Source organism: Celeribacter neptunius (assembly GCF_900113955.1).
GTDB lineage: Bacteria > Pseudomonadota > Alphaproteobacteria > Rhodobacterales > Rhodobacteraceae > Celeribacter > Celeribacter neptunius.
Window position 1 is genome coordinate 110,822 of record NZ_FORH01000002.1, and the last position, 11,489, is coordinate 122,310.

An 11,489-nucleotide genomic window follows, 5' to 3' on the forward strand; every position below is an offset into this window, starting at 1 on the left:
AAAGCCCCGAAAGGAAGCCCATCCCCATGGATTTCGAGCTGATCTTAAAGGTCTATCCCTATTTCCTCGAGGCCGCGGTGGTCACCGTCGAACTGTCGGTGCTCACCATCATTCTCGGGCTGATCTGTGGCGCCCTGGGCACCGCTGCCCGGCTGTCGCGGTTTCGTGTCCTGCGCTTTCTCGGCGCCGCCTATGTCAGCGTATTTCGCGGCACCCCGGCACTCATTCAGCTGTTTCTGCTGTATTTCGGCGGGCCGCAGATCGGCATTCAACTCGATGCGTTCGAAGCGGGTGTGATCGGGCTCGGCCTCAACATCGGCGCCTATATGACCGAGACCATGCGCGGCGCGATCATTGCCATCGATCATGGTCAGGCAGAGGCGGCGCGCACGCTGGGCCTGTCGAAAGCCCAGGCCTTTCGCAAGGTCACGCTGCCGCAGGCGTTGCGCCTGATGATCCGGCCCCTTGGCGTCAATATCAACGCCCAGATCAAGGGCACCGCGTTGGTCGCGGCGATCTCGGTCGTCGAGCTGACCTATACCGCCCAGCGCTACATCGGATCGACCTACAAGCCTTTCGAAATGTTCTTTCTCGCCGGCATTCTCTACATCATCCTGATCACCATCACCGGCAAGGGCGTGGCCTATCTCGACCGCAAGGTGCGCCTGCCATGATGTTGATTTTCCGCACAAAACCCGCAAAGAAAGGCGCGTATCATGGGACTTGATTTCTCCGTGGTGCCCGGCTACCTCGACACGATCCTGCTCGGGGTGATCTGGACCATCGCCATCACCGTCGCCGCCGCCGTGGTGAGTTTTTTCGGGGGCATTCTGTTCGCCGTCATCGCGCTCTACGCACCGTGGTTCATCCGCCTGCCGGTGCGCTTCTTTGCCTGGCTGTTCATGGGCACGCCGCTGCTGTTGCAGCTGTTCCTGATCTATTTCGGCCTGGTCGAACTGGGCATCGATCTGCCCGCTTTCGTCGCCGGTGTCATCGGACTCGGGCTGCATTTCGCAGTCTACAATTCCGAGCTGATCCAGACCGCCATTCTCGCCGTCGACAAGGGCCAGATGGAAGCCGCCCGCACGCTTGGCTGTTCGCGCGGTCAGGCGCTGCGCAAGGTGGTGATCCCGCAGGCGGTGCGCGATGTCATCCCGCCGATCGGCAACAACATGATCGCGCTGTTGAAGGATTCCGCACTGGTCTCGGTGATCGGTGTGTCGGAGCTGACGCTCTCGGCCCAGCTCGCCATCGGTCGCACCTATCGGCCGTTCGAATTCTACGCCGTCGCCGCCGTGCTCTATTACATCGTCAATCTCGGGATGGAAGCCGTCCTGCGCCGCATCGAGCGCAAGACCGCGCTGTCGCGCTAAAGCCTCTGAGGACCCCCTATGTCTGATACATCGACCACTCAGAAATCAGAAACGCAGAAGTTCGTGGACATCCGCCACGCCCAGAAATCCTATGGCGAACTGGAGGTGCTCAAGGATATTTCGCTCACCGTCGACCGGGGCGAGATCGTCGCCATCATCGGCCCGTCGGGCTCCGGCAAATCCACCCTGTTGCGCGCCATCAACGATCTCGACCCGCTCACCGGCGGTGAGGTCTGGCTCGACGGGGTGCAGATCAACAAGGATCTGCCGCATCGGCAATATGAAAAGCATATCAACGAGATGCGCCAACAGGTCGGGATGGTGTTCCAGCATTTCAACCTCTTCCCGCATCTCTCGGTGCGCGAGAATGTCACCATGGCGCCGAAGCTCCTGAAGGGCATTTCCGATGCCGAGGCCAATGCGCTGGCCGAGCAACAGCTCACCCATGTCGGCATGCTCGAGCGGATCGACTATTACCCGTCGCAGCTTTCCGGCGGTCAGAAACAGCGCGTCGCCATTGCCCGCGCCCTGGCAATGAACCCGAAACTCATGCTGTTCGATGAGGCCACCTCCGCGCTCGACCCGGAACTGGTCGAAGAGGTCAACCTGGTGATGAAGCGCCTCGCCGAAGAGCATATGACGATGATCATCGTCACCCATGAAATGGATTTCGCCGCCTCGGTCTGTGACCGGGTGATCTTCATGGACAAGGGCGTGGTGGTCGAGGAAGGCCCGCCCTCGGTGGTGTTCAAGAACCCGACGCAGGAACGCACCAAGGAATTCCTGCGCAAACATCTCTCTCAATATGCTGAAAGTGCAAAATAAATGACCCAAGATCGGAGTCACATGTTCTCCCTCACCAAATTGCCGCGGCCGTTTCTCGACCGGGGCGAGGGGATCTATTTCTTTGATGAATCCGGCAAGCGCTATATCGATGGCTCTTCGGGCGCCATGGTGTCGAATATCGGCCATTCGAACCCACGGGTTCTGGCCAAGATGAAAGCCCAGATGGATCGCTCCACCTTTGGCTACCGTCTGCATTTCCGCACCCATGCCTCCGAGGATCTGGCAACGAAGATTGCCGAGATGATGCCCGAGGGGCTGGACCGGGTGTTCTTTGTCTCCGGCGGCTCCGAGGCGGTGGAATCCTGCATCAAGCTGGCCCGGCAATATGCGCTGGCCAAGGGCGAGCCCGACCGTTGGAAGGTGATTTCGCGCTTCCCCTCCTATCACGGATCTACCCTGGGCACGCTGGCGCTCACCGGCTATGACCCGCTGGCCCGGCCTTTCGATCCGATGCTGCAGGACATGCCGAAGATCGCCGCGCCCCGCACCTATCTCGACCGCGACAACCTCACCGAGGAGGAACGCGGGCTGAAATACGCCGAACTCCTGCGTGACAAGATCCTCGAAGAAGGCCCGGAGAGTGTCGCCGCTTTCATCATGGAGCCCGTGGGCGGTGCCTCCACCGGCGCGCTGGTCGCCCCCGACAGCTATTTCAAACGCATCCGCGAGATCTGCGACGAGTTTGGCATCCTGCTGATCTTCGACGAGGTCATGACCGGCGCCGGGCGCACCGGCAAATTCGTCGCCTCGGAACATTACGATGTCATCCCCGATATCGTGGCCATGTCGAAAGGCCTCGCCGCAGGCTATGCGCCACTGGGCGCCATGGTGGCCAAGGGCGAGATCGTCGAGGTGGTCGAGGCCCATGGCGGTTTTCTGCATGGCTATACCTATTCCGGCAACCCGCTGGCCTGCGCCGCCGGTCTCGCCGTCTTGGAAGAGATGGAAGAGCAAGGGATCATCGAGAATGCCGCCAAGATGGGCGAGATCCTCAAAGCCCGGCTCATGGCGTTGATGACGCGTTACCCGTTCATCGGCGATGTGCGTGGCAAGGGGCTGTTGCTGGCCTTCGAGCTGACACAGGACCGCGAGGAGATGGCGCCGCTGCCGAAGGCCTGGAACGCCTATCTCGAGCTGGTGGAACTGGCGTATGAGCGCGGGTTGATCATCTATTCGCGCCGCACCCGTGGCGGCTCCGAAGGCGATCACTTCCTGATCTGCCCGCCGCTGATCGTCACCGAGGCGCAGATCGACGAGATCATGGCGATCCTGACCGCCGCGCTTGACGCCTTTGCCGCCAATCATGACCTGCCGGTGCTGCGCCATGAAACTGCCTGACAAGAGCCTCTCTCTCGACGCCGCCGTGGCGCGTATCCCGGATGGCGCGACCGTCCTGGTCGGCGGCTTCGGGGTGCCCGGCACTCCCTTCACGCTCCTGCGCGAGCTGATGCGGCAGGGTCAGAAGGACCTGACTCTGGTCAAGAATGACGCCAATGAGGCGGGCATGGGGATCGATCATCTTCTGGCCAATGGTCAGGTGAAAAAGCTGATCACCACCCATCTCGGGCTCAATGCCAATGCCATCGCGATGATGAATGACGGGCGGCTCGAGGTCGAATTCTGCGCGCAGGGCATCCTGGCCGAGCGCATTCGTGCCGGCGGTGCCGGGCTCTCGGCCATTCTCACCGATATCGGGCTCGAAACCGAATTGGCAGAGGGCAAGCAGATCGTCGAAATGGACGGAAAACGGCTTCTGGTCGAGCCCGCGCTTCGCGCTGATGTGGCGCTCATCCATGCTGACCGCGCCGATCCTTTCGGCAATCTCGCCTATGCCGCCACGGCACGCAATTTCAACCCGGCCATGGCCATGGCCGCCGATCTGGTGATCGCCGAGACCGAGCGTCTCGCGCCGCTAGGCGGGCTGTCGCCGGAAGAGGTCGAGACCCCGGGTGCCTTTGTCGATCAGGTGGTGCGGCTCTCCGAGATCAGCGAGGAGTATGGCGTTGTCAGACGTTAAAGAAAGACAGGCGAACCCCATGGACGCACGCACACGCATGGTGGCCCGGGCGGCCCGCGAGATCACCCCCGGCATGGTGGTCAATCTCGGCATCGGCCTGCCGACGAAAGTGGTGGATTTCCTGCCCGAGGACATGCCGGTCTGCCTGCATACGGAAAACGGCATGACCGGGATCGGCCCGACCTTGCCCGATGAAGAGGCCGACCGCAATCTGATCGATGCCGGCGGCGCTTACGTGTCGCCGATCCCCGGCTCGGCCTATTTCGACAGCACGGTGTCTTTCGCGCTGGTGCGCTCGGGCCGGCTCGACCTGACGCTCCTGGGCGCGTTCGAAGTGGCCGAAAACGGCGATCTGGCGAACTGGAAAATCCCCGGCAAATTCTCCCCCGGCGCGGGCGGAGCGATCGAGCTGGCGCAAAAGGCGCGGCGCGTGGCGGTGATGACCACCCACACGGACCGCAAAGGCAATCCGAAGCTTTTGAGCCGTTGCACCCTGCCCCTGACCGCCCGAGGCCGCGTGGCGCGGATCTTCACCGATCTGGCGGTGGTCGACGTGACCCTCGAGGGCTTTGTGCTCCGCGAATTGGCAGACGGGGTTTCGGTCAAAGAGGTCAGCGAGGCCACCGGTGCCAAGCTGATCCTCCCCGACACAGATATTCCACGTTTCTGAGGCAATGCACATGGAACAAGAGCTGCAAACCCGCATCCTGCACGCGGTCGATGACCTGTTCGAGCGCGAGATTTCCTTTCTCACCGAGCTGACATCGCACCCCTCGACCCGCGGCAACGAGCAAAGCGCGCAGACCTTCATGACCTCCGAGCTAAAAAGCCGTGGCCTCGAGGTCGATCAATGGCAGATCGATGTCGATGAGATCTCTCACCTGCCCGGCTTCTCTCCGGTGCTTGCCCCCTATGAGGATGCCCAGAACGTCGTCGGCACGCATCGGAGCCGGACCCGAAAGGGCCGCTCGCTGATCCTCAACGGTCATATCGACGTGGTGCCCGCTGGCCCCCTCGACATGTGGGACCGCCCGCCGTTTGAGCCGCATGTGGACAGCGGCTGGCTCTATGGTCGTGGTGGCGGCGATATGAAGGCCGGGCTCGCGTCGAACCTTTTCGCCCTTGAGGCGCTCAAACATCTCGGCCTCGCCCCGGCGGCGGATCTGTTCTACCAATCCGTGGTCGAGGAAGAATGCACCGGCAATGGCGCGCTGGCCTGTCTGGCGCGCGGCTACAGGGCCGATGCGGCACTGATCCCGGAGCCTTTCGCCGAGCAGCTGGTGACCTCGCAGATCGGCGTGATCTGGTTTCAGGTGCATCTGAAAGGCCTGCCGACCCATGTCGCCTATGCCGGCGCCGGCGCCAATGCGATCGAGGCGGCGATCCCGCTCATCGCCGCGCTCCATGAGATGGAGCACCGCTGGAACGCCGCCGAACATCGCCATCCGGATTTCGCCCATCACGACCATGCGCTCAATCTCAATGTCGGCAAGATCCAGGGCGGCGACTGGACCAGTTCCGTGCCGGCCTGGTCCACGCTCGACCTGCGCATGGCGATCTTCCCAGGACAGGATATCGAGGCCGCGAAAGCCGAGATCGAAGCCACGATCCTCGAAGCGGCGCGACAGAATGATTTCCTGAAGAATTCCCTGCCGGAGGTGGTCTATCACGGCTTCCTCGCCGAGGGATACGCGCTCTCCGAGGACAAGAGCAGCACCGCGAAAGCCGCCATCGGCGCGCTTGAGACGGCGCATCTGGCGACGACCGGCGAAGCGCTCGAGACATCGGCGATCACCGCCACCACCGATGCGCGGTTCTTCGGGCTCTATGCCGATACACCGGCGCTGGTCTATGGCCCGCGCGCCGAGGCGATCCACGGGTTCAACGAACGTGTCGAGCTCGAAAGCATCCGCCGCATCACCCAATCCACCGCCCTGTTCATCGCCGACTGGTGCGGTGTCGAAGATATTTAAGGACTTCCCATGACCAAGCGCGACGCCGTCATCGTTTCCACCGCCCGCACGCCCATCGGCAAAGCCTATCGCGGCGCCTTCAACAATCTCGAAGGTCCCGCCATGGCCGCCCATGCCGTCCGCGCCGCCGTCGCCCGCGCCGGGCTTGAAGGTGGCGAGATCGAGGAGGCGGTGTTCGGCTCGGCGCTGACCCAGGGCTCTACCGGCATCAACGTGGCGCGCCATATCGCCATTGCCTCCGGCCTTCCGGACACGGTGGCCGGCGTCACGCTCGACCGGCAATGCGCCTCGGGCCTGAACGCCATCGCCAATGCCGCGCATATGGTGATGGCCGAAGGGGTCGAAGTGGCGCTGGCCGGTGGGCTCGACAGCATCTCACTGGTCCAGAACAATCACTGGAACTCCTATCGCTACAAATCCCCCGGCGTTCCGGACAGCTATTACATGTCGATGATCGAAACGGCCGAAGTGGTGGCCGAGCGCTATGGCGTCAGCCGTGCCGCGCAGGACGCCTACGCGCTGCAAAGCCAGCAACGCACGGCAGCGGCGCAAGGGGCGGGGCTTTTTGCCGATGAGATCGTCCCGGTCGAGGCGGTGAAACTGGTCACCGACAAGGCCACAGGTGAAAGCCATGAGGAGGCGATGACGCTCAGCGCCGATGAATGCAACCGCCCCGGCACTACGCTTGACGGGCTGTCCGGGCTCAAACCGGTGATGGGGCCGGGCAAATGCGTCACGGCGGGCAATTCGAGCCAGCTCTCCGACGGAGCCTCTGCCGCGATCATCATGTCCTCCGAGGAAGCCGCGCGACGCGGCCTCACCCCGCTCGGCGCCTTCCGGGGCTTTGCCGTCGCCGGTGTGGCGCCCGAGGAGATGGGGATCGGCCCGGTGGTGGCGATCCCGCGTCTTCTGGAGCGCGCGGGGCTCACCATCGACGACATCGATCTCTGGGAGATCAACGAGGCTTTTGCCGCGCAACTTCTCTATTGTCGCGACAAGCTCGGCATCCCGGACGAAAAGCTCAACGTCAATGGTGGCGCGATTTCCATCGGCCATCCCTATGGCATGTCGGGGGCGCGCATGGCCGGACATATTTTGCTCGAGGGCAAGCGCCGCGGCGCCCGCTATGGCGTGGTCTCCATGTGCATCGGCGGCGGTCAGGGCGCGGCGGGGCTGTTCGAGATCTTCTGAGCCCTGCCCATAAAGCGCCGCCCCGAACAGCGGCTCAGCAGATCCGCGGCAGCTGTTCGCCCACCAACATATCGACGATGCGCGCGCCACCGAACAGCGTGCGCATGGTCACCAGCGGGCCTTGGCCCTTGGGTTTCGCGCGACCGATGACCACGGCGCCTTGCCCCTCGGGGACGGAGCGCATGGCGGCCAGCGCCGCCTCGGCCTCTTCTTCCGGCACGAAAAGCACCAAAGTGCCCTCATTCGCGAGATAGAGCGGGTCGAGCCCGAGGATCTCGCACATGCCCTTGACCTCGGTGCGCAGCGGCAGGGCGGTTTCCTCGATTTCCACCGCCACATCGGCACTCTCGGCGATCTCGTTAAGGGCCGATGCCAGACCGCCCCGGGTGGCGTCACGGGCGCATCTGAGCCCAGGACAGGCCGCCGCCACGGCGGCCATGAGATGGCCCAGCCCGGCGCAATCGGATTGGATGTCGGTGGAGAGCGCCATATCGCCGCGTGCCGCCAGAATCGCCGCGCCGTGATCGCCCAGCACACCATTGACGATGGCCACGTCTCCCGGCTGCACCGCCTCTGCCCTGAGATCCCGCCCCGGCGGGATCACACCGACACCTGTGGTGGTGACAAACACCTTGTCGGCAGAGCCACGCCCGACCACCTTTGTGTCGCCGGTGACGATCTTGACGCCTGCCTTCTCCGCCTCAACCTTCATCGTCGCGACGATGCGTTTCAACAGCGCGATCTCGGTGCCCTCCTCGATGATGAAGGCCGCCGAAAGCCAGAGCGGCGTGGCTCCACCGACGGCGAGATCGTTGACCGTGCCGCAGATCGCGATCTTGCCGATGTCGCCGCCGGGGAACTCCACCGGATCGACCACGAAACTGTCGGTGGTGAGCGCCAGACGCGCGCCCGGTTCGGTGAGCGCACCGGACATCAGACGGGCCTGATCCTCCATGCTTTCCGGCTCGAAGACCGAGGTAAAGACCTCCTCGATCAGATCGCGCATCGCCCGGCCGCCACCGCCATGGGCGAGCGTCACCTTGTCCCCTCTGAGTGCCATATTCCGTCTTTCTCTTCTGCCCGCCTCGGGCGTTATCGGGTCGTTACTCTGCCGGTTCGGAGGCCACCTCGGAACTCCGGGCGCCACCGTATTGGTAATAGGCGGCACAGGCGCCTTCCGAGCTGACCATCAGCGCGCCGAGCGGCATTTCGGGCGTACAGCCCTTGCCGAATTGCGGGCAACCGGTGGGTTTCAGCCGCCCGGTCATCACCTGACCACAGGCGCAGCCCTCGGGTTCCTCGACCGACCGTTCGCCTGCCGCATAGCCGATGCCGAATTTTTCCTCGGCGTCGAAGGCGCTGTATTTGTCACGGATACGAAGCCCGGATTTGTCGATCTCGCCCAGCCCCCGCCATTCGAACGAGGGGCGCATTTCATAGACATCCTCGATCGCGGCGAGGCTGACCGGGTTGCCATGTTCGGGCACGACGCGGGCATATTGGTTCTCGACCTCGGCACGGCCGTCACGAATTTGCTCCAGAACCATCAGCACGGATTGCAACAGATCGAGCGGCTCGAACCCCGCGACGACGATGGGTTTTCCGTAGTCTTCGGCAATGAAATCATAAGGATGCGTGCCGATCACCATCGACACATGCCCCGGCCCGACAAAACCGTCGAGCATCATATGCGGATCATCCAGCAGCGCCTTGATCGGCGGCGGCACGGTGATGTGATTGCAGAAGACCGAGAAATTGGTGAGATCCTCGCGCGCCGCCTGTTGGATCGACAGCGCGGTCGAAGGCGTCGTGGTCTCGAAACCCAGGCCGAAGAACACCACCTCGCGATCCGGATTGCGCCGCGCCAGTTCGAGCGCGTCCAGCGGGCTGTAGACCATGCGGATATCGGCGCCGTCGGCCTTGGCCTGAAGGAGCGATTTCTTCTGTCCCGGCACCCGCATGGCGTCGCCGAATGTGGTGAAGATCACCTCCGGCCGTTCGGCGATCTCGACGCATTCATCGACGCGCGCCATCGGCAGGACACAGACCGGGCAGCCCGGCCCGTGGATGAACTCGACCCCACCCGGGGTCAGCTTGTCCAAGCCATAGCGAAAGATCGCATGGGTGTGCCCGCCACAGATCTCCATGATATAGACCGGCTTTTCCGCCGTGGCGCCGATCTCGTCGGTGATCTCGGCAATCTTGGCCAGAAGCGCCTTGGCGGCTTTCGGGTCGCGGAATTCCTCGGCGTATTTCATGACTTCCCCCCTTTTATGCGCGCGCTTCAAGTGCTTTGGCGCCTTCGGCCATCGCTTCGAGCGTTTCCTGTGCCTCGCCCAGCCCCTTGAGCGCCTCAAGCGTCGCCGCCGCCTCGTCCTCGTCGATCAGGGCCATGGCAAAGCCGACATGAATGAGCACCCAGGCGCCGATGAGATCATGGATCTCGCCGGTCAGGACCGGGGCGATATTGACCTCGCGGCGCACCCCCGACACATCGGCCAGCGCCATGAGCCGCGCCTCATCGGTGATCTCGATAATCTGTCCCGGGATGCCCAGACACATGGTTATTCCTCCTCTTGGCTGTTCTCTTCGCCGTTCCCCGCGCTCTGTCGCTGCGGTTCGGCGATGCCGTAGCGTTCGATTTTCGCCCGGAGGCCAACGCGGGACAGGCCCAGCTCATTGGCGGCACGGCTCTTGTTCCATTTCAGACGGGTCAGCGTCTCGCGCAGGATGCGCATTTCGATCTGTTCCACCCGGTCCTTGAGCGTGCCGGTGCCGATCAGCACCTGATCCACGGCTGTCTCGCTCTCGCCCGGAACCGCGAGCGGATGCGACGGGGTAGCCTGCAGGATATGGCGCGAAATCAGCTCCGGTCCGAGAAGCACGTCCTGCGAAAAGATCAGCATGCGCACCATCTCGTTTTCCAACTCGCGCAGGTTGCCCGGCCAATCGTAATCCATCAGGAACTGGATCGCATCGTCCGAGAGCCCATGCACCGGCTTGCCATGCTCGGAAGCGGCATCGAACAGGAAGGTCTGCGCCAGGATCGCCAGATCGCCCGGTCGCGCCCGCAAGGGCGGCACGTCGAGCGTGACCTTGGCCAGAGCATAGTAAAGCTCGGCATTGAACCGCCCCTCGGCCACCTCATGGCGCAGATCGCGGTGACAGCCGATCAGCAGCCGTACCTGCGAGCGCATCATCTCATGTGCCCCCAGGGGCCGGAACGCACCATCGCGCACCGCGCGCAGGAGCAGCAGTTGCAGGCGCGGCGACAGATCCGCGATGCCGGAAATATAGAGCGTGCCGCGATCCGCCTTCTGGAACAACCCGGTCTTGTGCCCGCTCAGCCCGGGCACCGCACCACGGCGCGCGCCGAACAGTTCCATTTCCAGGATGTCATCGTCGACGGCGGTGCAATTGATCTCGAAATAGGGCCGGTCGGAGCGCAGGGAGGCGTAATGCATCGCCCGCGCGATCCGGCCCTTTCCCGTGCCCGGCTCGCCGGTGAGGATCACCGGCACGTCGAAAGAGGCAAACTGGCGCGCCTGTTCGATCACCGGGTTCATCGGCGAATTGCCGGCGCGCAGCACGGTCTCGAACCCCATGCCCTCGCGCAGCGCCTTGCGTTGTTCTTCGAGTTTGAGCTCCACCGAGCGCGACAGGTAGCGCATCTCCAGCGACATGCGATCGTGCTCGCGGGTGAGCTGGAACAGATCGGCGGCATTCTTGGCCACCATCATCAGATGTTCGGGATGCCAGGGCTTGGTCAGAAACTGATAGATCCCCGCCTCATTGATCGCCGAGATCATGTCACCGGTCTCGGTATAGCCGGTGATGATGATGCGCACCGTATCGGGCCAGCGCTCGCGCACCTCGGTGAGGAATTCCACCCCGGTCTTGCCCGGCATCCGGTGATCGCAGAAGATCACCTGGACGAATTGCTCCTCCATATGGGCGCGGGCCTCGTCGGCGCCGCGCGCGATCAGGCAATCGAACGCGTCCTCGAGCGCCATGCGCATGGCGGCGAGGCTGTGCTCCTCGTCATCGACGAGAAGGACGGTGGGCAATTGTGCAGTCATGGATGCGGCC

At 63.3% G+C, this 11,489-nt stretch carries 12 protein-coding genes; 8 read left to right on the plus strand and 4 right to left on the minus strand.

Features of this window, described 5'->3' with window-relative positions; genetic code table 11:
- Window positions 1-26 precede the first annotated feature (26 nt).
- From BM151_RS06655 to BM151_RS06690, 8 genes are read left to right on the plus strand one after another with little or no spacing between them, the layout of a single operon-like run.
- Window positions 27-674 (plus strand): amino acid ABC transporter permease, encoded by a 648-nt coding sequence (locus BM151_RS06655; protein WP_090059378.1) that lies wholly within the window; start codon window positions 27-29, stop codon window positions 672-674.
- A gap of 42 nt (window positions 675-716) precedes the next feature.
- A complete protein-coding gene (locus BM151_RS06660; protein WP_090059379.1) occupies window positions 717-1,373 on the plus strand; it encodes an amino acid ABC transporter permease in 657 nt (218 codons plus the stop codon).
- Window positions 1,374-1,391: 18 nt separating this feature from the next.
- Window positions 1,392-2,198: an amino acid ABC transporter ATP-binding protein gene (locus BM151_RS06665; RefSeq protein ID WP_090059381.1), complete on the plus strand. Its 807-nt coding sequence runs from the start codon at window positions 1,392-1,394 to the stop codon at window positions 2,196-2,198.
- Window positions 2,199-3,557: an aminotransferase family protein gene (locus BM151_RS06670; RefSeq protein ID WP_090059382.1), complete on the plus strand. Its 1,359-nt coding sequence runs from the start codon at window positions 2,199-2,201 to the stop codon at window positions 3,555-3,557.
- Window positions 3,544-4,236 (plus strand): CoA transferase subunit A, encoded by a 693-nt coding sequence (locus tag BM151_RS06675; RefSeq protein ID WP_090059384.1) that lies wholly within the window; start codon window positions 3,544-3,546, stop codon window positions 4,234-4,236. The genes BM151_RS06670 and BM151_RS06675 overlap by 14 nt, the downstream gene beginning before the upstream one ends.
- Before the next feature lie 19 nt (window positions 4,237-4,255).
- Complete coding sequence (locus tag BM151_RS06680) at window positions 4,256-4,906, plus strand: 3-oxoacid CoA-transferase subunit B (RefSeq protein WP_218151332.1); 651 nt, start codon at window positions 4,256-4,258, stop codon at window positions 4,904-4,906.
- Window positions 4,907-4,916: 10 nt separating this feature from the next.
- On the plus strand, window positions 4,917-6,209 hold the full coding sequence (locus BM151_RS06685) for an ArgE/DapE family deacylase (RefSeq protein ID WP_090059385.1): 1,293 nt from the start codon (window positions 4,917-4,919) through the stop codon (window positions 6,207-6,209).
- A gap of 9 nt (window positions 6,210-6,218) precedes the next feature.
- Window positions 6,219-7,400: an acetyl-CoA C-acyltransferase gene (locus BM151_RS06690; protein ID WP_090059387.1), complete on the plus strand. Its 1,182-nt coding sequence runs from the start codon at window positions 6,219-6,221 to the stop codon at window positions 7,398-7,400.
- A gap of 34 nt (window positions 7,401-7,434) precedes the next feature.
- Here BM151_RS06690 and hypE read toward each other — a convergent pair whose 3' ends face one another.
- From hypE to BM151_RS06710, 4 genes are read right to left on the minus strand one after another with little or no spacing between them, the layout of a single operon-like run.
- On the minus strand, window positions 7,435-8,460 hold the full coding sequence (gene hypE, locus BM151_RS06695; RefSeq protein ID WP_090059388.1) for a hydrogenase expression/formation protein HypE: 1,026 nt from the start codon (window positions 8,458-8,460) through the stop codon (window positions 7,435-7,437).
- A 43-nt stretch (window positions 8,461-8,503) separates the two neighbouring features.
- The gene (gene hypD, locus BM151_RS06700) at window positions 8,504-9,658 is read right to left on the minus strand and encodes a hydrogenase formation protein HypD (protein WP_090059390.1); all 1,155 of its coding nucleotides are present in this window, start codon (window positions 9,656-9,658) and stop codon (window positions 8,504-8,506) included.
- A gap of 13 nt (window positions 9,659-9,671) precedes the next feature.
- Complete coding sequence (gene hypC / locus BM151_RS06705) at window positions 9,672-9,962, minus strand: HypC/HybG/HupF family hydrogenase formation chaperone (protein ID WP_090059392.1); 291 nt, start codon at window positions 9,960-9,962, stop codon at window positions 9,672-9,674.
- 2 nt (window positions 9,963-9,964) lie between these two features.
- Entirely contained in the window at window positions 9,965-11,479 is a 1,515-nt protein-coding gene (locus tag BM151_RS06710) for a sigma-54-dependent transcriptional regulator (RefSeq protein WP_090060094.1), read from the minus strand.
- Window positions 11,480-11,489: the final 10 nt, after the last annotated feature.